Annotated in this window: 14 protein-coding genes; 8 read left to right on the plus strand and 6 right to left on the minus strand. The window is 51.9% G+C overall.

The genetic code is table 11. The features are described from left to right. Positions 1 to 97: 97 nt before the first annotated feature. The 4 genes from RDM26_RS04725 to RDM26_RS04740 all read right to left on the minus strand — a co-directional run bounded on the left by RDM26_RS04725 (position 98) and on the right by RDM26_RS04740 (position 7,207). Positions 98 to 883 carry a 6-phosphogluconolactonase gene (locus RDM26_RS04725; RefSeq protein ID WP_307737862.1) on the minus strand — a complete coding sequence of 262 codons (786 nt, stop codon included), beginning with the start codon at positions 881 to 883 and terminating at the stop codon, positions 98 to 100. Between the two features lie 258 nt (positions 884 to 1,141). Next, entirely contained in the window at positions 1,142 to 3,511 is a 2,370-nt protein-coding gene (locus RDM26_RS04730; RefSeq protein WP_307737863.1) for a glycogen/starch/alpha-glucan family phosphorylase, read from the minus strand. A gap of 171 nt (positions 3,512 to 3,682) precedes the next feature. Continuing rightward, on the minus strand, positions 3,683 to 5,416 hold the full coding sequence (locus RDM26_RS04735) for an alpha-amylase family glycosyl hydrolase (RefSeq protein WP_307737864.1): 1,734 nt from the start codon (positions 5,414 to 5,416) through the stop codon (positions 3,683 to 3,685). A 219-nt stretch (positions 5,417 to 5,635) separates the two neighbouring features. Further along, positions 5,636 to 7,207: a DEAD/DEAH box helicase gene (locus tag RDM26_RS04740; RefSeq protein WP_374041817.1), complete on the minus strand. Its 1,572-nt coding sequence runs from the start codon at positions 7,205 to 7,207 to the stop codon at positions 5,636 to 5,638. Positions 7,208 to 7,514: 307 nt separating this feature from the next. On the opposite strand from RDM26_RS04740, the gene RDM26_RS04745 reads away from it, so the two are divergent. After that, a complete protein-coding gene (locus RDM26_RS04745) occupies positions 7,515 to 8,120 on the plus strand; it encodes a ferritin-like fold-containing protein (RefSeq protein WP_307737865.1) in 606 nt (201 codons plus the stop codon). 180 nt (positions 8,121 to 8,300) lie between these two features. Here RDM26_RS04745 and RDM26_RS04750 read toward each other — a convergent pair whose 3' ends face one another. After that, complete coding sequence (locus RDM26_RS04750) at positions 8,301 to 8,528, minus strand: DUF3107 family protein (RefSeq protein ID WP_307737866.1); 228 nt, start codon at positions 8,526 to 8,528, stop codon at positions 8,301 to 8,303. 187 nt (positions 8,529 to 8,715) lie between these two features. On the opposite strand from RDM26_RS04750, the gene RDM26_RS04755 reads away from it, so the two are divergent. Next, entirely contained in the window at positions 8,716 to 12,066 is a 3,351-nt protein-coding gene (locus RDM26_RS04755; RefSeq protein WP_307737867.1) for a PD-(D/E)XK nuclease family protein, read from the plus strand. Further along, positions 12,063 to 15,548 carry a UvrD-helicase domain-containing protein gene (locus RDM26_RS04760; RefSeq protein ID WP_307737868.1) on the plus strand — a complete coding sequence of 1,162 codons (3,486 nt, stop codon included), beginning with the start codon at positions 12,063 to 12,065 and terminating at the stop codon, positions 15,546 to 15,548. Before RDM26_RS04755 ends, RDM26_RS04760 begins: the two co-directional genes overlap by 4 nt. Before the next feature lie 13 nt (positions 15,549 to 15,561). Here the strand turns inward: RDM26_RS04760 and RDM26_RS04765 are convergent, their stop codons facing one another. Continuing rightward, positions 15,562 to 16,647, minus strand: a complete 1,086-nt coding sequence (locus RDM26_RS04765) for a phosphotransferase (RefSeq protein ID WP_307737869.1) — start codon at positions 16,645 to 16,647, stop codon at positions 15,562 to 15,564. Between the two features lie 509 nt (positions 16,648 to 17,156). On the opposite strand from RDM26_RS04765, the gene RDM26_RS04770 reads away from it, so the two are divergent. The 5 genes from RDM26_RS04770 to RDM26_RS04790 form a co-directional block, all read left to right on the plus strand. Beyond that, positions 17,157 to 17,480: a hypothetical protein gene (locus RDM26_RS04770; protein WP_024058465.1), complete on the plus strand. Its 324-nt coding sequence runs from the start codon at positions 17,157 to 17,159 to the stop codon at positions 17,478 to 17,480. A gap of 252 nt (positions 17,481 to 17,732) precedes the next feature. After that, complete coding sequence (locus RDM26_RS04775) at positions 17,733 to 18,233, plus strand: PH domain-containing protein (RefSeq protein ID WP_307737870.1); 501 nt, start codon at positions 17,733 to 17,735, stop codon at positions 18,231 to 18,233. Further along, positions 18,234 to 19,922 (plus strand): PH domain-containing protein, encoded by a 1,689-nt coding sequence (locus RDM26_RS04780; protein WP_307737871.1) that lies wholly within the window; start codon positions 18,234 to 18,236, stop codon positions 19,920 to 19,922. Between the two features lie 506 nt (positions 19,923 to 20,428). Beyond that, complete coding sequence (locus tag RDM26_RS04785; protein ID WP_307737872.1) at positions 20,429 to 21,316, plus strand: DUF6363 domain-containing protein; 888 nt, start codon at positions 20,429 to 20,431, stop codon at positions 21,314 to 21,316. A gap of 134 nt (positions 21,317 to 21,450) precedes the next feature. Beyond that, positions 21,451 to 22,941: YhgE/Pip family protein (locus RDM26_RS04790; RefSeq protein ID WP_307737873.1), on the plus strand; the 1,491-nt coding region annotated here is incomplete at its 3' end.

The raw sequence follows: 22,941 nt of genomic DNA on the forward strand, positions 1-22,941 counted from the left end.
GATACTACAAGTTGCATCCTGTCAGATGTGAAAACTGCCCAAAACCTAGACAGGGATCAGTCTAGGTTTTGGGCAGGACGGCAGTTAGGTATGTCGCTTAGTAGCTGAGCGGTAAATCCGGGTATTCAGCTTGCCAAGTTTGCCGATAGTAATCGGTAAGTTGCAATTTGCTGGCGGCAGCTTCATCAGCGATGATGATGGCGTTTAGGTGGTACTGCAAAATGGAGGCGGGCCAAAAAGCACTGACCGCTCCCTCTACCGTTGCGGCAACGGCATCGGCTTTTTGAGAGCCGAAAGCCAGCAATACTGCTTGCCCTGATTTCATAATGGTGGATAGCCCCTGCGTGACTGCCTGCTTGGGGACATTAGCTTCATCGTTATCAAAGAAGCGGGCATTGTCGGCAATAGTTTGGGCAGTTAAGGTCACCACATTTGTGGGGTTAGCCAGGCAGCCGGTAGGTTCATTAAAACCGATATGGCCATCGGCACCGATACCGAGAATCTGTAAATCAACTCCGGGAGCGATTTCTTCTTCATAGGTGCGTGCAGCCTGGTGAGGATCGGAAGCAGAGCCATCGGGGGTGTGCAAATTCTCGTCCTTTAGACCGGTCTTTTCGCTGCCAACCAGTTCACGGCGCAATACGTTACGGTAGCGTTCGGGGTGGTCAGGAGCGATCCCGACATATTCATCTAAAGCCCAGGCAGTGCATTCTTCCAGGCTAAAATGTCCCTGCGCGTGGGCGGCGCGTAGCTCAGCGTATAGTCCTTCCGGGGTAGACCCAGTTGCTACCCCCAACCTAAATCCCGGTTTGACTTGGGGAATAATAATTTTTGCCGCTAGTTTAGAGGCGTCTTCGGGGGTGGGGGTAATCGCAATATGCATGTAGATCTCCTTCGATAGACTTGTCAGCTTTGGCTAGTTAAAGTCCCCTCTATTATTTCACACTGCTACTTACTTGTTATTTTGGTGCCCGAAAACCGGAAAACTATTGATTTGAAGAGGAAAAATGCGGGTGGGGAAGTAGCTTCCCCACCCGCAGGCGTTCTATTAAGTTGTGATTTCTTGCTAGAAATTCGCGGTTACTTCCAGGTGAACCTAGTAGCAATAATTAGCGACACCCGGCTCTCACCTGGGGTGACGCTAGATCTTTTCGCTTTCTAGCTTCCACACCTGTTCAGCATAGTCATTGATGGTGCGATCAGCGCTGAAGCGTCCGGATTCACAGATATTGATCCAGCATTTACGCGCCCATTCAATTTGGTCAGCGTATTCGAGGGCGGCGCGATCGCGCACTTCCCGGTAATCAGCGAAATCACCCAGTACGTAGTACACGTCCGCAGGTTCGTATCCGTTGGAATCTAGTAGCGAACCCAAAAGATCATGGAACAGACCGGTACCACCATCATCTAAAGTTCCATCCACAAACGCATCCAGAGTCCGTTTTAGTCCCGGCACGGTTTCATAAAGCTTGCGCGGATCGTAGGTGCACCGCAACTCGGGCAGTTCTTCTTCCTTGGCGCCGAAAACGTAGGCGTTTTCTTCCCCAACGGAATCCACGATCTCTACATTCGCGCCATCTAAAGTACCCAGGCAAAGCGCCCCGTTCATCATGAACTTCATATTGGAAGTTCCCGAAGCCTCTTTACCAGCAGTAGAAATCTGTTCGTGAATATCGGCAGCAGGAATAATATGCTCCGCCGGGGAAACATTGTAGTTTTCGACAAATACTACTTGGATAACTTTAGAAACCTCAGGGTCACTAGCGACCAGTTCCCCAATAGTGTTGATCAGTTTAATAATCGCTTTGGCTCGTACGTATCCGGGAGCAGCCTTAGCCCCGAAAATAAATACTCGATGCGGCCAGGGCTTTTGCGGATTATCTTTGATCCGGAAATACAGATCCAAAATATATAGCGCGTTTAACAACTGACGTTTATACTCGTGCAAACGTTTAATCTGCACATCGAAAATCGCAGATGGATCAATCTTTTGTCCGGAGCGCTGTTCCAACCACTGGGCAAAGTCTCGTTTATTATCAGCTTTTACCCCGAGCAGCTGAGCCATTAGATCCGAGTCATCAGCCAGCTTGCGTAGGCTCTTGAGCTGATCCATATCGGTAACCCAGTCAGTAGAGCCCAGCTTTTCGGTAAGCAGGTTAGCTAGACGGGGATTGCACTGTTTTAGCCAGCGCCGCGGGGTAACACCATTAGTCTTGTTATTAAACTTTTGTGGCCAAATCTCGTACCAGTCTTTCAAGGTCTGCCGCTTAATGATTTCGGTATGCAGGGCAGCCACCCCGTTAATCGAAAATGCTGCGTAGCAGGCAATCCAAGCCATATGGATACGGCCACCATGAATCGGAGACATATAGTCAATCCGGGCAACATCAAAGCCCAGTGCCTCCAGTTCCATCCGGAAGCGACGGTCAATCTCGGCTACGATCTCCAGAATCCGAGGGAATAGACGCTGGAAAATTGCGTATTCCCAGGTTTCTAGAGCTTCAGCGAGCACCGTGTGGTTGGTGTAGGCAAAAGTGCTCTGTACGATTTGCCAGGCATCTTCCCAGTCCATCCCGTGATCGTCAAGCAGAATCCGCATCAATTCCGGAATCGCCAATACCGGGTGGGTATCATTTAGCTGGATACAATTGTATTTCGCGAAATCGTGCAGGTCATCACCGTGATGGTTAATGTAGTTTTCTACCATGTCCTGCAGAGAGGCAGATACAAAGAAGTACTGTTGACGTACCCGCAATACTTTGCCCTCGAAAGTAGTGTCATTCGGGTACAGAACCCGGCACAGGTCAGCCACCCGTTCCCGCTCAATAATCGCATCGGTGAAACGTTGCGAATTGAAAGCGTCATAGTCGAACTCTTCCATCGGTTCTGACTTCCACAAACGCAAAGTATTTACGTTATCGGTGCCATATCCGGTGATCGGCATATCGTAGGGAATCGCCCGCACCTGCATATCTGCGAAGTTGATAAACCGGGGCTCTTCCTCGCGGCGAATAACGAAAGGATAGCCTTCCTCCATCCACGGATCCGGATGCTCACGCTGGTTACCGTTTTCAAAGGCTTGTTTAAATAGTCCGTAACGGTACAAGATTCCGTATCCGCGCACCGGCAAGTTCATAGTGGCGCAAGAATCCAGGAAGCAGGCAGCTAGGCGTCCCAATCCTCCGTTACCAAGGGAGGCATCGTGTTCGGCCTCCAGAACGTCGGTGAGATTCATACCGAAGGCGTTAGTAGCCTCTTTCGCCTGTTCTAATAATTCCAGGTTATCCAGGTTGTTGAGCAGGGCTCTGCCCATTAGGAACTCAGCCGAGAAGTAATGCTCTTGGCGTCCCGCGGCATACTTCTGGGTGGTTGCTTCCCAATTTTCCGCGATACGTTCTACAATCGCTTGCGACATTCCTGTCCAAAACTCCATAGGAGTGGAGTCTTCAGCGCGACGACCAGAAATAGAACGGGTAAATGAACCTAAAGAATGGGTAAGGTTGTCTGCCATATTCAATCTCCTTACAAGGCGTACAATTCCAAGGCTATCGGTTAAAGGGAAAATGACCGACTTAAATCCACTATTTTGGCAGTGGCATTAGTTACACCGGTTTCATGCTGATAAATGATCCCGTTTTTCCAGCTTTTCGAGGGAGTCTGAGCAGTTAAGTCCCGAAAACCTCTAGATTTCGATCCAGAGAGTTTGTCCGGGCGCAATTTTATCTTCACCACTGTGGCCAAAGCTATGGGAGGAACCAATTCCGGGGGTTTCCAGGAGGGTATTTGCCGAATCTCCTACTGCGACCCTCGGTAAGGGACGCGAACCAGCCCCCAGGTTAGTTACTACCACTACTTGGTGGCCAGTCGATCCGCTCACCTGTAAAGCCAGTACCTCCGGATCGCTTTCTAACCAGGTAGCTTCGCCCATTCCTAGGCCGAGGGCACGTCGAACCCTAAGCATTTTACGGTAAAAGTTTAGCGGCGAGTCGGGATCAGCCTCTTGCGTTTTAACCGAGATTTCACCCCAATCATCTGGTTGTGGCAGCCAGGCAGGGCTGGCGCCCACTGGGGAAAAGCCGAAATTAGAGCGGGGGTCATTAGACCAGGGTAGAGGTACCCGGCAGCCGTCGCGTCCTCGTACCCTAAATCCAGAACGCTGCCAAGTGGGATCTTGTCGAGCCTCATCCGGGAGCTTGGTGGCATCGGGTAGTCCCAATTCTTCCCCGTTATACAGGTAGATAGAGCCGGGTAGTCCCGCTAGGAAAGCGGTTGCTGATAAGGCTCGGGTCAGGCCGATTTCTCGATCTGGTTGCGAGTCGGTTGCCCCAATCCCGTTTTCGGTATTAGCCCCATTGGGGTAACCGAAACGGCTGGCGTGGCGAACTTTATCGTGGTTCGACAACACCCAAGTGGGAGGAGCACCTACCGAGGCCGATGCCTCCAGGGTACGGCGGATGACTTTTCTGAGCGCTGCCGGCTCCCACTGGCAGTTAACTACCGAAAAGTTGAAGGCCTGTGACATTTCGTCTTCGCGCACATACATAGCTTCTTGTTCTGGGGTATTCACCCAGGCTTCGGCCACCAGCATCCGGTCGCGCCCATATTCATCTAACACCTGGCGCCATTCGCGATAAATATCGTGCACCCCCGGCTGATTAAAGAACGGACCCACATCGAGGGCGCGGCCATTGTCGCTATTGGGACCCTCATAATTCAGGCGATCAGGACCGACCAAATCATCGGGCAGCGCGGGATCTTTCACTAAGCCATGCGCCACATCTACCCGGAAACCATCCACCCCGCGATCTAACCAAAAACGCAGGTAGGAGCGGAAAAATTCGTGAACTTTCGGATTTTCCCAGTTGAAGTCAGGTTGGGAGGCATCGAAAATATGCAGATACCACCAGTCGCGATCGCTAGCTTTACCACTTAGAGGCTCCACTTTTGACCAGGCAGATCCACCGAACATAGACCCCCAGTTATTGGGAGTGGTGTCCACGCATTTGCGGAACATATAAATATCGCGTGCCGGATCCCCGGGCTGGGCGGCTAGCGCCTGCTTAAACAGAGGATGATCCCAAGAGGAATGATTAGGAACCACATCGATGATGGCTTTCATGCCGCGCTCATGCAGCTGCGCGAGAACCTTATCGAAAGTCTCCAAGTCGCCATATTCGGGATTAATATCCAGATAATCGGCTACATCATAACCGGTATCGTGCTGGGGTGAAGGGTAGAAAGGGGAAAACCAGACGGCATCGATTCCCAGTTTTTCCAGGTAATCGATTTTGTCTAAAACCCCGGCCAGATCGCCGATCCCATCCCCATTGGAATCGGAAAAAGAACGGGGATAAATCTGATAGATAGCGGCGCTACGCCACCACTGATCCCAGTCACCTCGCTGAACGCGGTTCATCTATTTCTCCTTCCCGATCAAAAGTGCTTTGAATGTATTCAGGCCTGCGGATATTTCGTTAATCCCTACGCTAGGCGGACGTTGCTGAAATTCTACGGGTTTGGGCAGTACTTAGCGACTTATTTGCAGCGTTGTATGCGCTTAGGCATTTTCCCTTAACCTAACTAGTAGAGGTAGCTACCTTATTAGCAGACAAGTCGCTACTGTGCGAGGACGCGCCTAGTCTTCACTACCTTTGCGGCGACGCCGGCGCGCGCGCCGAGGACGCGGTTGGCGCTGGGTACCTGACCCTTGGTGACTATCGCGTTCCCGACGTCGATCCCGCGTGCCCCGAGAGCCTTTACCCCGTCCGCCTTTAGAGCGGCCACGAGAATTTTGCCTGCGCCCTGAGCGGCCGCGACCCCGTCCGCGACCCCCGGTTTCCCCGAGATCTTCAAGTTTTTCGGCAGCCAGTCCGGCACGTTTACGCATCGAACGCGGTAAGCGCCCTCCAGCGTCCTTAGGAATATCCAAATCGGTATAAAGGTGAGGACTGGTGTGGTAGGTTTCCACCGGTTCATCCGCGCCCAGCGATAACTCTTTGTTGATCAGCTTCCAACGAGGCACGTCATCCCAGTCCACAAAGGTGATCGCGGTTCCCGAATTCCCGGCGCGGCCAGTGCGCCCGATGCGGTGGATATAAATTTTAGCGTCCTCGGGGCACTGATAGTTGATTACGTGGGTGACATCATCAACATCAATACCGCGAGCTGCCACATCGGTGGCTACCAGAACATCGACTTTCTCGTGTCTAAAAGCCCGCAGCGCCTGTTCGCGGGCACCTTGCCCTAAATCGCCATGCAATGCTGCGGTCGCGAAACCGCGTTTGCCAAGATCTTCTGCTACCCGGGCGGCAGTGCGTTTAGTGCGAGTGAAAATAATGGTGAGGCCGCGTTCGCGCGCCTGTAAAATCCGTGCCAGTACTTCTACTTTATTGAGGGCGTGGCACCGGTAAATTACTTGTCGAGTGGTTTTCACTGTGGCGCCCTGGTCATCGGGATCTTGCGCCCGAATATGGGTGGGATGTTCCATATAGCGGCGGGCTAGCGCCACAACTTCCCCGGGCATAGTGGCGGAAAACAGCATAGTGTGGCGATTGGCGGGGGTGCGCGAAAGAAGCACCTCTACGTCGGGAAGGAAACCCAAATCCAGCATTTCATCGGCTTCATCCAGCACCATAGTGCGCACTGACGACAAGCTCAGATGTCCCTGTTTCATCAGGTCAATCAGGCGACCAGGAGTACCGACTACAATCTCGACTCCTCGCTTAAGATCAGCAATTTGCGGCTCAAAAGCCCGCCCCCCATAGATTTCGCAAATACGTACTTTGCGGCGGGCAGCTGCCTGGGCGGTCTCCCTAGCGACCTGGATAGCCAGCTCCCGGGTGGGCAAGACGATTAAGGCTTGCGGATGGCCAGGATCTAGCAGGTCTTCGTAGCCATCTTCATCCGGTGCCACCACGTCCTCCAGAACCGGGAGCGCAAAACCCAAGGTTTTCCCGGTTCCGGTCTTTGCTTGCCCGATAATATCGTGTCGCCCGAGCGCTACCGGCAAAGTGAGGGCTTGAATCGGGAAGGGATGGATGATTCCAGCATCTTCAAGTGCCCGGCATTGCGGAGCAGAAACCCCGAAATCAGCAAAAGTTTTTTCGGAAAGATCCATAGAGGAATCGCCCACCACATCGGCTTTCGCCTGTTCAATATGCGGAGCGTGCGCCGCAGAAGTATCAGCAATTCCACTGGTTGGTTGCATATTTTCTTCAGTTGTCAATCGAATACCTTTCACGGGGATTTCCCCTGGAACTATGGAGGTAGCCGATCGCGAAAAATCTTGGCTCTGCACGACAGAGGCCGGGGCGAGTGCCCTATAAAAAATACTTCGTTTACGAAAACGATCGGTCAACCCGTCTTCTTCTCTTCCATCCTAACCCACCATCAGGGAGGGTAAACAATATGGGTAACGCAGCTTACAGTTCTTTGGAAGCCGCTTTCCTTGCTAGAAGCGGCTCAAGCCTGTTCAAAAGCGAGAATCAAACCCCAAGGCGCGTTAGTCTAAGAGGGTGAGTGACGCACAGAGACTGGGACTTATCGGATACTTCACCCTGGCTATGCAGCAGCGGTTAGCAAAAGACGCTTCGCTATGCCCCACGGTGGATCAAGAAATCGCCTTAGGACAGATGTCCGCGCGGGCTTGGGAAAACTATCAAAAGGTAGCCCAGGTTAGCCAAAATGTCGGGGTTGATCTGCCAGAAGAGATGAAGCAATATATGGGGCTGACCGTACAGCTAGAGGAACGTTTGCGTCCTACTGACTGGTATGAACGTCTCGTCAAAAGCTACGTAACGATTGGAGCCATGGCCGATTTTAACCGGAGCTTAACTGGGGGACTCTCCTCGCAAGCACAAGACGAACTTTCCGAGGTCGCCTGGGATTGCGGGCAAGAAGCTTGGGCGGCGCCGGTAATCACTCAGGCGTGCGCTACTCAGGTGACGGTACCGGCCAGGCTGTCCCTGTGGGGACGACGGGTGCTCGGAGATGTGCGTTCTACTTTCCGTCAGGCCATTGTGGGCTATCCCGAATTAACGGCTGAGGACGGGGAAGATATTCCCGAGGCGATCAAGGAACATCACCGGGCTCGGATGGAGCGTACCGGACTGAAGGCTTAATAGTGACAGAAGTTTAGCTCCTGGATAGGCGTTTAGAACCCGGAAAGAGGCAGAGTTTCCGCTAACCCTCGGGTGCTGCCTCGGCTTTTTGCGCGGTGCCGGGAACCCGTGAGGCGGGAATTCGTCGGGCACCGGCGGCCGGTTGAGCCAGCTAACCCAGTAAGCCGGGTATGCGGGTGCTTATCCGATTCCGAATCCTACTCGCTGCGGTTGCTCCTCGCTTATCTGGCAGTAGGCGATTAAACGCGGGTTGATAAGTACCTGCTGGTTCTGCTTATTAGTTAGCGAGAGCAACTCTTCGGGCTTATCTAAAGCTGCCTGCAAAGTGGCTTTAATCTGGTCAGCATCCATGGCTACTTCCAGCTCTAGAGTTTTGGCAACACCTTTAAGTCCCAGTGAGATATTCACGTTTTCCTCCGTTTAACAGTCGTCTAGCCTTATCCTAACTGCTTGCCACCGGGCTCTGCCCGCTTGCTAGCTAACAGCTAAAGCTTAGATACGCTTTCCAATCCTAGCGGCCACCTCCCAGGAAAATGCTGCTTGCGAGGTGGGCTCGGGGTGGAAATTTCCGGGTTACCTACAGTGAAGTCGTATCGTGAGCAGAAAATCGAGCCAGAGCAACCAAACCACTGCCGGAACTGAAGTTTTTCCTATAATTATTCGTATGTCATTTAGTCTGCGCGCTGTTCCTTTCCCTGCCGAATTGGAAATTCCGAAGCTAGGAGAAAAGGAAAAGCAGATACTTGAAAAGCTGCAATCGCCTACTTCGCTAATAGTGCGCGGTTCAGCTGGGAGCGGGAAAACCATTTTGGCTCTGGCAGCTATGCAAATGCTGCACCGCCACCACAATCAGATAATAGGAATAGCTCCTTCCCGCGCGCGAACAGAATACTTAAATACCGCGCGGGCGAGCCGAAAACTTCCGATCTCTCGTCCATTCATTACCCCTACCGCCTTGGCATTCCAGGTACTTAAAGATTTTGCTAGTGCGCGGCGCGAACAACTAGTAGAACCGGTATTGCTGACCGGGTCACAAGAAGATGCCCGGATCCAGGAACTATTAAAGCAGGTAGATGCGCCTTGGCCGGAATATATCACCCCCGAGGTCAGGCAAACTGATTATTTCTGCTCAGAAGTGCGTGCCCTGTTTGCCACCTGTGCCCATTGGGGAATCAGTGCGCAACGTCTCGACGAGTTAGGGGGCGAACTCGCGGTTGCCGAGTGGCAGGCGGCAGCAGTATTGCTTAGTCAATACGAGCCCTCTTATAAAGACAACAGCTGGGATGCTGCCAGGATGCAAGATCGCGCTGGTCAGGTCTTAAACGGCTGGGAGCGCGACGCCGCATTACTGGCATCACCCCAGCTTCCTCAGTGGGTGGTGGTTGATGACCTGCAAGATTGTCCGGCTTCTACTGTGCGCCTATTGACAGAGATGGGCAAGAGAGGCACTAAAGTTTTCGCCCTCTATAACCCGGAGGTGGCGGTGGAAACTTTCCGTGGGGGCTACCCTCATGGTGGTAGTTACCTGGCCGAGCAGCTACAATGCCCTCAGATAACGTTAGAGGAATCTTTCCGGGAGACTTCGGGAGGGTTGCAGCTTTTAGATCCCCTAAGCACTAAGACGGACTGTGATAGTAAGCGCGAACAAAAATTCGCGGAGTTTTCTACCGTTTCCTCTCAAGCTCGGGCGATCGCGGAATATCTACGCTACCAGCACTTAACTCGGCAAGTTCCGTGGGCAGATATGGCGATTATTGCTCGGAACCGCTCCCAGCTAGACGAAATTGTTTCACTTTTACGGGGACTGGAGATTCCCGTAAACGAGCGGCAAAGGCCAATACTTTTCAAAGCGAACCACGTTACGGGCGCCTTATTGTCACTTTTTACTCTGCCGGGACAAAGCGAGCTCGCAAAACAGTGGGGTAAAGATAACCCGAAACCAGCCAGCACCGAGCAAACTTCTGGGGCTAGCTCGCAGTATTTACGGGATGACAAGCTAGTTTCCGCTCGGGGTAAAGCAATTCGACACCTGCTGCGTTCCCCGCTTTTTGCTCTAGATTCCCTGCAGATGCTGCGTTTGGAACGCGCGTTAGTGGGTGCCGATATCGCTGTAGAAGCAAAAATAGCAGACTTTTATGCCGCCATCGGCACCCCGCGGTTTCCGATTACCCAGGTTGAAATGGTAGAGGGCGGGCAGATCTTTATTCTTTGTCACCAAGTTTTAACTGCTGCATTATCTAAGTTAGCAGAGCCTCCTCTGGTGGCTCTAGAAATAATATGGGCTTTACTGAATCTTGAAGATTCTTGGTGTCAGCGCGCCCTATCTGGTGACGAGTTTGCTGATCAAGCCTTAGATGCAGTCATCGCCTTGGTTCGCCACGCCGAGATTTGGTCGCAGCGGCACTTAAATGCCGATATGAGGGCGTACTGTCAGGTGTTATTACAACAAACCCAAGCCGAGGACGTACTTACCGATACCCATGGGATAGGTTCGGCGGTAGCTTTAGAAACCGTGTTTTCTGCGGCGGGACGCACCTGGGATACCTGCGTAATTATTGGGATGCAGGACGGGCAATGGCCAGCTATTTCCGAGCGCGGTTCCCTGCTGCGCTCTGGGGAAATCTCGGATCTTCTCCATGCAACCGCGCTGCTTAGTCCCACTGGAAAGCTACAATTTGCTCCCGGGGAATCTCGCAGTCGTGCCTTAGAAAGGGAACGATGTCTGGCTAGGTGCGCCCTCAGCCGGGCTCACAGCAAAATGTTGGTTACTGTGCGCTGCGATGCTGAGGAAAACCCTTCGATTTTTTTTGAAAATCTGCATGCACGCTTGGAAACTAGCAGTTTTTCTGCCGCGCAATACCTGGGCAGTGATTGGGATCAACAGCTGGGAGCGGAGGGTGCTTCGCAAACAGAAAACCGCGGTGATCATCAGTTATTCCCCTCGTTGCGTTCCCTGGTGGGACATCTAAGGGGAGTGCTCGCCAGTAAGACGGACGGGGAAACTCGTAAAAAAGCAGTGGAAACTTTAGCATTTCTAGCTTCTCAAGGAGCTCGGTTTGCTAATCCTGATACTTGGCGTCAAGTAGGAATAGATAGTGACTGGTGGACGAATCCCGCCGGACTAAAATCTGCTGGTAGCCGGGCAGTAATATCGCCCTCTGCTTTAGAGAATCTGAACGAATGCGAGTTTCGCTGGTTGCTCTCACGGCGGGGAGGGGAAAAGGTCGAGGCTACCGGTCACGCCGCTTGGGGAACTCTCGTGCACCAGATTGCTGAAGAAATGACAGACAGTAGTTTGTCCGAGCGTTTGGCCTTCTTTTACGCCCACTGGCCCCAAGAAACAGAAGCCTTCTTTTCGCGCCAAGACGGGAAAAAACGAGAAGAAATGGTGCGTCGCCTTAGCCGTTATTTAGATGATCATAAAATGCCGGCGGTAACCGAAATGGGCTCCTACGCGATGGTATCCGACGTAGCCATGTTGGCCGCCCGGCTAGATCGTTTAGAAGCTGGCGAGGACGGGATCAGAATAGTCGATTTCAAGACGGGTAAGACGGTTCCTAGCGAAAAAGAGCTAGCTGACCATTTACAGCTGGCCTGCTACCAATTGGTTCTAGAAGCTGCGCTGTTAGGAGGAGATAGCCGGTCCCGCCAGCTGCTGGCTCCACTGCTAGCCAGGTCACCAGAGCAGATTCAAAGCGCCAGTTTGATCTATCTTTCCAAGCACAAGCGGAAAGCTAGAGGAGAAACTGACTATGAAGAAATCGCGAAAGAAATGGTGCAAGCCCCGTTAACTGATGAGCAAAAAGCTTTAGTGCTCGACAATATTATTCAGGCGGCAAAAGTGGTTTCCGGGTCGGTATTTCGGGCGGTGGAAAACCAACAATGTGACCGTTGTTCCCTGCGTTCTAGTTGTCCCCTAAAGGCTGAAGGAGAACAAGTGCTATGAGTGATACCCCAAATATTCGCTACTCGCCAGCGCGGATCGCGGCAGCCATTGGGCAATATTCGCCAAATGAAGATCAAGAAAAAGTTATTACTGCTCCCGTTGATCAACCAATGATGGCAATTGCCGGTGCCGGTGCAGGAAAAACTGCCACCATGGCGTTCCGAGTAGTGTATCTGGTGGCCAACGGCTTAGTCGCTCCCGATCGGGTGCTGGGGCTGACTTTTTCAAATAAGGCGGATGCAGAACTGGCTAGCCGCCTGCGAGATAACCTGCAGCTCTTAGCAGCTAACCCCGACTTTTCTGAGGTAGCAGAGGTATTAACCGATCCGGAGACCGGCGGGACGATCCTGCCGGTAACCTCTACCTATAATGCTTTTGCGAACCAGATTGTGCGCCAGTATGGTTCGCGCTTGGGGATTTCTCCGGCAAGCATGCTATTAGATGAGGCGCGTCGCTGGCAGATTATGTACGAAATCGTCAGCACCTGGCCGGGAGATTTAACTACTGATAAAACTGTAGCTACTACAGCAGGTAGGGCTCTAGCTATCGGTTCCCAAGTACGCGACCAGCTCTTAGACATCGCAAAGGTGCGAGCCGGATTAAAACAGATGCGAGAACTATATAGCTTAGGCAAGCCGAAAGGAAGATCGCACAAACCCAATGCTAAGATGCAAGAATTCTTGGATTCGTTAACTCATCGCAGTGAGTTACTAGATATTTTCGAAAGCTACGAGGAATACAAAAAAGAAAACGGTTACCTCGAATACGCTGATCAAATCTACTATGCGGCTATGCTAGTCGCGCGTTTTCCCGATATACGGGGTGCGCTGCGGCAACGTTATGACGTGATACTGCTCGACGAGTTTCAAGATACTTCTGTGGCACAGCTGAAACTATTTTCTACTATTTTTACTGGTAAAGGCGTGATGGCAGTAGGTGACCCTAACCAGGCCATCTACGACTGGCGGGGTGCCTCCGAGCTTTCAATGCAAAACTTCTTAACCGAATTCGGGGTTGCCCCCCAAGAAATGACCAATCATATCCAGGATATGCCGGTCACCTATCGCAACCGGGAAGAGATTTTAAAGGTAGCAAATCAGGTGGTACTGCCTTTAAGTAAACTTGCGGACGGAGAAAGCGCCCAGCAAGTTGAGCAGCAAATCCGCTTCTTGACCCAGGTTCCTAAGCCGGAATATAAGATAGATCCCGCCCCCTCCCCAGATGTTTTTGCCGCTCCCGCGTCCTCGGTAAAAGCTAAAGAGCTGGTTACCTGCCCGCAAAAACGGGACGACCCCGGAAAAGTCCATCTTTACTTTGCAAAAGACTGCGAAGAAGAAGCGGAACTAGTGGCGGATTTTTTTGCTGAGCGTTGGAGGAAGCGAGACGAAATAGCCCTCAAAAATAAGCAGCTTCCACCGCAAAAGCAGGAAAATCTACCTACGGGGGCAGTGTTACTGCGCAAACATTCCCAAGGTCCGCTAATCACTCAGGCTCTACGCCGACGGGGTATTCCGGTAGAGGTCACCGGGGTCGCAGGGCTCATCTATGATCCGGCAGTTGCCGACGTGATTGCGGCACTGCAAGTATCCGCAGATGCCGGACGAGGTGATTACCTCATGCGACTAATTACTGGGTGCGGTATTAGCCCGGCAGATATTGACCTACTGTGGAGATGGGCAAGGCATTTGGCCAATCCAGATGAAAACCCCGATATTAATCCCCAAGCCTTCCTAATGGATGCGTTAGATGACCTCCCGGAAGTGGGATGGACATGCCCGGGAGCTGGCAGCGCCTTTAGCGCCGAAGCACATCGGCGACTTAATATTCTCCGCACCCAATTGGCTACTGTACGTCGCCATATTCATGACCCCCTCGGTTTATTAGTACAGCGCACGATTTTTGCTTTACGCCTGGACTTGGATGTAAAAATCCGCCCAGACGGGGGAGTATCTGAGCGTTGCCTAGAAAGCTTTGTCAAAATTGCCCGCGAATATGAATCCAATGGAGTCAGCACGAATCTGCACAGCTTCTTAGACTGGCTCCGGCTTTCTGATGAGCAAGGCTCTGGCCTCGATATGCCCTTACAGGAGCCTGATCCGAACGCTATTCAACTAATGACTATTCACGCAGCCAAAGGCCTGGAATGGACTTGGGTTGCCATTCCGGGATTAGATGAAAGCCGTACCCACCAGGGAAATCTTCCCAAGGCTCCCTTCAAAACGGGAAATGGTAAATGCAGTGAATCATCTTGGATTACCGATGTCGCGATGATTCCCTACGATTTGCGCCCAGATAAGGAAGTACTACCAACTATCGAGCGTGGCCTGGAAAAAAGTGGTTATGACTTTGCAGAGGAGGCCTATTCTGATAATCCCAAAGTTTTAGACAGCTATAAATGTGCTTTGGGGTTTACCTCGCAGTTAGCCGACCGACGCCTGTCCTATGTGGCTTTTACCCGCGCGGAGTCGGAACTACTAATTGGCGGCAGCGCACACACCGCTACCACCAGCACTGAACGGGTACCCTCCCAGTTCTTAGTGGAAATTGATTCCAGTGGGAAAATGCGGGAATTGCGGAACCGGGAACCGGCGGAAGATGATGACTGGATGCCAGTCCCGAGCGAAGTCCTCTGGCCGACGCCTCCATCTGTACAGTTATCGCGACTTTCAAGTGCCGCAAATGAGCTGAGAACGTTAATAGGAGGTGCGCAAGATGATCGCTGGCTCCATAGTTTGCTGTCTGCCGAAGATCCCGAAGAACTATTAACTATCGCAGCTAAACATTCCGATTGGATGCTACAAGCAGTACAGCTAACTCGTGATGAACAAGCGGAAAAAGAAATTCGGGGTCAAGTGGAACTTCCGGTTTCAAGTGGGGTCACTCGGGCGCGCAAATTACAGGAGGATCCGGCTGGTTTTGCTCTCAGTCAGCGGCGTCCTCTGCCAGCATTTCCATCCGGAGGCGCTACGGTAGGTACCTTGTTTCACCAGTGGGTTGATCAAGAACTGCGAGGTTGTGTATATTCGGTGCCCCAGGATCTAGATAAAGGGCTGCTCAAATCGCTGCAGAGACTACAACAAAAATGGAAATCTGGAACCGTACACCCTGATCGCGGCTGGGAGTATCTGGAGTCCGAGATTGAATTCGCGGCGCCGATGGCGACCAAACTAGTAGCCCGTATCGATGCGATTTTGCGTAACCCCGCTAGTGGCAAACCTACAATTATTGACTGGAAAACCGATTCCTTAACCTTTGACAGCTCCGGCAATATAGGCGCAGAAAGCGAAGAAGCAGTAGCGAACTATATGCGCCAAATAAATACTTATCGCCTGGTTTACGCTGATTCGTTGGGGCTGCGCTTGGACGAAGTAGAGGCGGCACTTTATTTTGTGCGCTATGACTTATTGTGCAACCTGGAAGAATGGAGTGAGCGCTTAAGCCTTCCCCAAAAACTCGAAGAGCTATTCCCGGATCTGGTCTAGGTGCTTTCGAGACCTACACGTCCTCGTTAGCTACTGAGTCATCAGCGACTATCTGGTCCTCGTCCTCGGTTACGGATTCTTCCATAGTCGCTAGTGGCTCACCAGCAGGGGAGACTGCCGGATTATCAGTGGCGGTTTCTTCTGTGCTGGCTAGATTTTTCTGGGTAGACTCATCCCGCAGGGCGGGCAACAACCCGGTACTATCTAGGGTGTCTGCTAACTGAGTAATCAACTCGCGAGCGTCAGTGATGATTTCTTTACTGTTTTGATGTACCCCGTGCATTAACCATTCCAACAGCACTAACTCCGAATTAAGCTCAATTCGCGTATTAAGTTCAGGATCTTCGTAAAGCCGTAGTTTTCGATACTGCTCGAGCACTGCTTTGGCGAACTCGTCTGAAGATGAGGAAACCACCCAGGCTAAGTCACGGGCTGGATCTCCGAATCTTGCCTGTCCGAACCCAGTTATTCCACTGACAGCTTCTTTATCTATATATAGGTAGCTTTCCTGCAAATCCGCATGTATAAAGGCACTAGCGAAACGCCAGAGGGAAATATCTTCTAAACGTTCCTCCCAGCGTTGCCACAGCCGGGGCGGTACGGCATGGGTAGGGGCAGCTTCATCAAGTAGGCTTAGCCAGCGCCTACGAATCTGGTCCGCAGAAAAAGTGGGACGCTCGGCAGCTTGTAAAACCCGGGCGGGTAGGTCGTGTAGCGCAGCTAGCGCTTGCCCTAGGGAGGCGGCAAGTTTATCTGAAACCGTTAGATCTTCCGCGCGAGCAGGTCTTCCGGGGAAAGCGGGATGGACGAGGGCGTGTTTTCCTCCCACTATCCGCACCGTGTGAGATGGCCAGGGGAGACGGAAGGGCAGGCGCGCGCCATCGTGGGACAGCTCCTGCATAATCTGGGTTTGGGTTAGTAGCTGCTTGTCCGCGTGTTCAGTGGTAGGACAGGTCACTAGCCACTTGCGTTCAGCGGTATCTTTTACTGCGCATATGCGTAGATCCTCAGTTTCAAATCGAGGCGAGCATAGCGAGACGAAGTCAGTTTCGGGCAGCGCGGCAGCGGCCATTGCAGCTAAGGGAAGGAAATTATCCATGTCATTCACGGTTTTAGATTATCAACTAAGCAGCGTTTGTGGGTTTAAGTAGCCGGGGTAGCTCGGTTTTCGGCTCACTCTATATATGGGTAGAGAGCGAATCTTGAGAGGATGTCCTGGGGAGCCGGGGGTGATTAGCTCTTCTGGTAGAAGTAATGCGGTAGGCGTATAGAACAATTTATGTGAACGCGGGCACTAAAAGATTTGAAGTGATGAAAAAGTTATTAAAGCTAGGTCACAGTTCAATGGTTTTTAGTGAGAAAATCCTGGAAATTGCCAATACTTACCGGACGGTAAGTATTGGCGTTATTAGTTTGTTACAATCTGTAAATTGTTTATAACTGCTGGTCAAGGCGTTAATTCGAAAACTGATCTACTTTCCACTACATAAGTTTTTATAAATTGTGACGTAGATCACGCATAAATTAGGGTAATTAGCTTGCTTTCATTTGACCGGGTGGTAATATTAATACCAACAAGAAAGAATTCAGGTCGTGAGGGAGACTGAAATGAACAAGGGAACTTCGATCAAGAAGATGGCCGCTTGCGGAATCGCTGCGGCAGCGTTGATTCCTGCTGGCGTGCTGACCGCACAGGCTGCCGAGGGGCTGTCCAATGAGGGCGTTCAGACCACCGTTCAGATTCAGGCTCGTACGACCGAAGTTAGCGGCAACCTAACCGCTAACGATGTTGATGCTACGGCTTATGCGGCCAACAATCTCTCCGCGATTGACCGCATGGGCGGCGCCGGCTCCCTCGCCGGAATCGTTATCTTGGGTGGCATCGGTGCAGCCGGTGCTATCAGCCTTACACGTTCCTTTATGATCGGGTAGCTCCTCTTACTACCTGAAAAAACCCCGGGCATCCCTCAACTGCCCGGGGTTTTTTGTACCCAAAAATGTGGGGGAAATAAAGGCACAAAAAATGTTACTTAGCCCGGCATTAGCCCAAAATGGGCATTAACGCAGATCTTTAGCGAGGGCAAGTGTCAATGGGCTCCAGTCCCGTGACAATGGGTTGCCCAGTATTCCCCACTCTTAGTGTTGGGGATGGTGTTGATAGGATAAAAGCAAAAAGGACAATAGATGGTTTCCTCTCAGTTAGATCCATTCGCGCCGGCAGGGGTGAAGTTTCGTCCGGTTTCTTTGGAGCTTATTAAGGTACGTCTGGCAGCAGTAGCATTTTTTCTGCTTTGCTTCGTAGCAGTGGCGATAATTCTTTTTTTCACCCTCTCTGAAAAATGGATAGGTCTGGTGGTGATCGGTCTGGTGCTGGGAATAGCCCTTTGGCTGCTATGGCTTATTCCGCGGCAAGTGCGCGCTATGGGGTGGGCAGTTACCGGAACTGACTTGCAGATTCGCAAGGGAATAATGTTCAAGTCCTTAACTGTGGTTCCCTTGGGCAGGCTGCAATATGTGGACGTAGAAGAAGGCCCAGTCGCCCGTCATTTTGGGATTGCGCAGGTGAAACTGCATACTGCCTCCGCATCGACGGACGCAGTATTGCCGGGGATTCCTCGGGAACAGGCTGCGCAATTGCGGGAAGAAATTTCTGAACTTGCTGAAACCAATCTTGAGGGTATTTAGATGGGCGAAAAGTACCGCGAACTAACAAATGAAAACTCTTCGGGATTTGCCGGGAACGACTACTCCCAAAATGAAAGTGTAAATCTGTCCGTTAGCGAGGGTGGATCTAGGGTTGTAAGCACCACAAGCGAAGAAAGCTCTGACTGGCGGCGGGTACATTGGCTGACTCCACTCTTACAAGTCTGGCAGGCGTTGGTGATTATCCTGGCGGTTGCGCTTACGCAATCGCTAAATAATGTGATTGCCCTGGTTAACTATCTCCAGGGGAATCTAGCCGGGCATCCCACATTGCTGTTGCTGCTAGTGATTGCGGTACCGCTGACGATACTAGCGCTGTTTATCATCTATCTGTATTTCGCCTGGCGAGCGACCTCTTGGAAAATAACCGTTACCGACGTGCAATATCGCCGCGGGATTTTCTTTAAAAAACACCGGAAGATTCCCCTCGATCGGGTGCAATCGGTTGATGTCTATCGGCCACTAGCTGCTCGCATTTTTGGCTTGGGAGCCTTGCGCGTAGAGTCAGCAGGTGGGCAAGGCTCCCGGGTAGAAATCCAGTTCCTGGCGAATAAATATTTAGATCGGGCACGCCGGGAAGTAGTAGCCCGGATCGCGGGGCGTACCCTCCCTAATGAATATTCTGAACATCCCCATGCCCAAGGGTTGGCGGGGACTGCGCTTTTTGCCGAGGACGATTACCACTTAGCTGCAGACGAATACGAAGTTTATCGGGTTTCTCCAGGCAAATTAGTGGCTTCCATCCTGCTATGTTCGGAAGTTATCTGGCTAATCATCATTGCACTAGCAGCGGGGATCGGTATGGCGGCTTCCCTGCTGGCGCTCAAGGTGAGTCTTGGTGCCCTAATAAGTGGGGGCATTATCTCCATGATTATTTCTCTAGCGGTCTTACCTTTGATGATCATTTCTATTGTCTGGTCACGCTTTAACTCCCGCTTCAATTTCAGTGCCAACATTACGCACGACGGTATCCGCGTCACCTCGGGTCTGCTCGCTCTAAAATCTCAGACCTTGCCACCGGGGCGGATTCACGCGATTCGTTTTTTGCAGCCCCTATTGTGGCGACCTTTTGGTTGGTGGCAAGCCGAAGTTACCCTCGCCGGTCATGGGGTGGAAGCCAGCGGTAACCAAAAGAAGCAAGCTGCCGATAACCTACTGTTGCCAGTAGGAACCCTGGAGCAGGCAAAAATTATTTTAGACATGGCGATTAGAGATTTAGGGATTGGCGAGGGCGCAGAAAGTGAAAAGCTGCTGCAGGCGGCTTTTAACGGCAAGAATTCGGATTCGCAGGAGGTGGGTTCTTTCATTTGCATTGGTAAAAAAGCCAAGATGTTAGATCCTTTCGCCCGTTTTCGCCGCGCTTTTGCTGCTACCGACACCGTGCTTATCTATCGTGATGGGTGGCTGCGGCGCAAAGTTAACTTTGCGCCTCATGAACGAGCCCAATCGGTTACCACCAGTGCCGGTCCCATACAGCGGCACCTGGGGGTAGCCGGGGTACGTCTAGATTTAGTTCCCGGCACTGCCACTATGAAGGTTCAACATCTAGATGCGCGGGTGGCAGCCCAGTTAGCTACGGACGAACTGGCAGCGTCGAAAGTGCGCTCTAAAGTGGAACCGAATGCCCAGTGGGCAGAGCGCATGCTGCAAACCCTCCGTCCTAGCTTGTAGCACGTTTGGCAAATGTGGGCAGGGAGGCTAGGTTTTTCCTCCCGCTCCGTCCAGCACGGGAATAAGTTTTTCCTCCTGCCCAAAATCCGCAAAGGCGTTGCCTTTTCGGATTTAACGCCCGCCTAGCCGACTCGGATAAAACTTATTCCCGTGCTAAGGGGTGGGGTGGGCAACTTTTACAGGAACCGATCTTATCTCGCGCTTATTCCCTGCACGCCGAGCGCTGACAGTGACATCGCGGGGAGGCTGGGTTTTATCCGAGTAGGTGCGGTGGGCATAAGAATTCGGAAAACGTCGCTACGTTTTCCGAATTTCTTGGGCGGGAGGAAAAACCCAGCCTGCCCGCGCACCGGACTAGCCTAGGCAGGAGGAAAAACTTATCCCCCGCCCCCAGACGGGTGAGAGGGGAAACCATCCTTCCTTGGTTCACGGATTCCCTGGGGCGCCAAAGTTAGCCGAATCAGGTACTATGGCAAACCGTATGATTGTTTTTGGGGTGACACGGTATGGAACAGTTTGAGAACAATGTCTTTGACACTGCCTTGCTGCTCGAAGGTGGGGGAATGCGGGGTAGTTACACTGCGGGGGCAATAAATATGCTCTTGGAGTCGGGAATCTACTTGAATTATGTCGCCGGAATATCCGCAGGTGCCACTAGTTTGGTGAACTATTTGGCGCGTCTTCCACAGCGTTCTAAACGCTGCTTCGTTGATATTAGTACTGACCGCGATTTTGGCGGATGGAAAACGGCGATAAAAGGTAAAGGGCTTTTCGACACTCGCCATATGTACTACGACCTGACCGAGCCTGGGGGAATGCTCGAGCTGGACTACGGGCGTTTCGCAGCAAATCCAGCCGAATGGCGGGTAGGGGTATATAACGCGCAGCGCGGAGCAGAACTATATTTTTCACAGAATCAGGTGGATTCGGAACAAAAACTGACTCACGTATGTAAGGCCTCTGGATCGATGCCGATAGCTACCCCAGTTACTTATATTGCGGGTGAAGCCTGTATGGATGGAGCAATAGGTCCCAGTGGCGGAATTCCCTTGGACGTGGCGCAGGCAGATGGTTACGAAAAGTTCCTGGTTCTGCTGACCCGGCCACGAGAATACGTGAAAGAAAACCGCCTACCTGATTTGGCATATCGCTGTTTGCTAACTCGTTACCCGAAGGCTGCTCAGGCTCTCATTGAACGCCCTAGGAATTACAACCGGACCCGAGCCGAACTAGAGCGGTTGGAATCGGCTGGTAAAGCCTACGTGTTTTATCCGCAGCATATGGGGGTGGCGAATTTTGAAGATGATCCCGCTAAGCTGGAAGAGAATTTTTCCGCGGGCTACCAGCAGATGCAAAGTGAACTCCCAAAGGTCAAAGAGTTCTTAGGACTCTAAAATCGGGCAGGCTTCCTGATCTAAATCTGGTGGTGAACGCGCAATCCTCCGTGATACCGGGATTATTCCAGGGTTGATTACTAAGGGGCGCAGCACGAACTGTCAGACTTTTAACGTGAGGTTATGATTAGACGGTGAGAGATAGTTGGCGGGTGTTCACTCGGGACTTGAAGCGGATTATTGCGGTTCCGCTTTCCCTAATTATCGTATTCGGTATTTTGGTTACCCCAGCCCTGTACACCTGGCTGAACATTTTGGCCTTTTGGAATCCCTATGAGGCAACCGGAAATCTGCCCATTGCGGTAGTAAATAACGATGCGGGAGCAGCCTCTGCACTGACCGGTAAGCTCAACGTTGGCGACCTCGTAGTCGAACAATTATCAGATAATGACCAGCTCGGCTGGCAGTTTACCGATCAAGACACTGCCGAACACAAAATCAGAACCGGGGAGGTGTATGCCACTTTCGTCATCCCCAAAACCTTTAGTAAAGACTTAGTTGATATTTTCAGCGGCAAACGTAACCATCCGACTGTCGAATACCGCGTTAATGAAAAGAAAGGAGCTATTGCGCCAAAAATTACCGACACCGGAGCAAATCAACTTGATATTCAAATCACGTCAGCTTTCCGGGGAAAAGTCGGAGAGGCCATTGCGCAGGCTTTGCGTGAGGGTGGTTTAGAGATTGACGCGAGTATTCTTGGCGCTGAAGGAAGCGCTCTAGATGCCTTGGGCGGTATCAACCAGGATCTAGATGATGCACAAGTCGCCTTGGATTCTGCCAATACCTCTTTGGCAGATTCCTTACAGACTATGAAAAGAGTCCGGTCTGCGCTATCTGCTGCTGATCCGGCATTGGCTGATGTTTCGGCAGCTTTAAGGGATGTCCAAGGCATTCTAGGAACGCTTGTCTCCGATGCCTCAGATTTTGCTGCTAAGGCGGGACAAGCCAGTATTAACGCTCAAAAGGCACTCAATGAGACCTCGGCGGCGGCTAATTCGGCGGTGTCTAATGCAACGAATAAAATCACCGAAATGGATTCGCAACTGCAATCAGGCATTAAGAGGGCGAATGATTCGATAACCAAAATGCGTGATCAGATTGCGGTTTTGGAAGAATTCCCGCAGACCCAAGAGCTCGCTACCAAGCTGAAATCCCAGCTGGACGAGATAGAAGATCTGCTCGCTACGGTCGGGAAAACCGGGTCGGATGCAGCAAAGACCGCCGAGGATTTAAAAACGCTGATGAAATCCTTTGATCAGTCTCTATCCGATGCGCAACACACCGCTGCTGGTTTGCGTGAACAGTCCGCTAAGGCCGCCTCTGCGCTAAATGTCCGGGTGACGCAGTTGTCGCAACAGCTGGGAGCCATTAAATCCGCGGTGAGTACCGCACGGATTTCTCTTAAAGAGATCTCGGCGCTGACCCACGGTGTTGATGAGCAGATTGTTAACACGCAAAATGTGCTTGATCAGGTGCAGGGTAACCTAAACGGACTGTCCACTACGGCTCCCCGGGCGCCAACCGACGTGGGGGCGCCGGCCCCCGCACCACCCACAGGCACCCTGAAAAAAGATATTTGCTTTGGGTCCGCCCAAAATAGGGGGGCGCCTCCCCCCCCCCCC

It is taken from the genome of uncultured Varibaculum sp. (assembly GCF_902489465.1).
Classification (GTDB): Bacteria; Actinomycetota; Actinomycetes; order Actinomycetales; family Actinomycetaceae; genus Varibaculum.

What these genes read in the sequence shown, in the direction of transcription:
- RDM26_RS04765 (WP_307737869.1), bottom strand. Translation starts at nt 16,647, where the DNA reads ATGGATAATTTCCTTCCCTTAGCTGCAATGGCCGCTGCCGCGCTGCCC.
- RDM26_RS04730 (WP_307737863.1), bottom strand. Translation starts at nt 3,511, where the DNA reads ATGGCAGACAACCTTACCCATTCTTTAGGTTCATTTACCCGTTCTATT.
- RDM26_RS04725 (WP_307737862.1), bottom strand. Translation starts at nt 883, where the DNA reads ATGCATATTGCGATTACCCCCACCCCCGAAGACGCCTCTAAACTAGCG.
- RDM26_RS04775 (WP_307737870.1), top strand. Translation starts at nt 17,733, where the DNA reads ATGGTTTCCTCTCAGTTAGATCCATTCGCGCCGGCAGGGGTGAAGTTT.
- RDM26_RS04785 (WP_307737872.1), top strand. Translation starts at nt 20,429, where the DNA reads ATGGAACAGTTTGAGAACAATGTCTTTGACACTGCCTTGCTGCTCGAA.
- RDM26_RS04780 (WP_307737871.1), top strand. Translation starts at nt 18,234, where the DNA reads ATGGGCGAAAAGTACCGCGAACTAACAAATGAAAACTCTTCGGGATTT.
- RDM26_RS04760 (WP_307737868.1), top strand. Translation starts at nt 12,063, where the DNA reads ATGAGTGATACCCCAAATATTCGCTACTCGCCAGCGCGGATCGCGGCA.
- RDM26_RS04740 (WP_374041817.1), bottom strand. Translation starts at nt 7,207, where the DNA reads ATGCAACCAACCAGTGGAATTGCTGATACTTCTGCGGCGCACGCTCCG.
- RDM26_RS04735 (WP_307737864.1), bottom strand. Translation starts at nt 5,416, where the DNA reads ATGAACCGCGTTCAGCGAGGTGACTGGGATCAGTGGTGGCGTAGCGCC.
- RDM26_RS04770 (WP_024058465.1), top strand. Translation starts at nt 17,157, where the DNA reads ATGAACAAGGGAACTTCGATCAAGAAGATGGCCGCTTGCGGAATCGCT.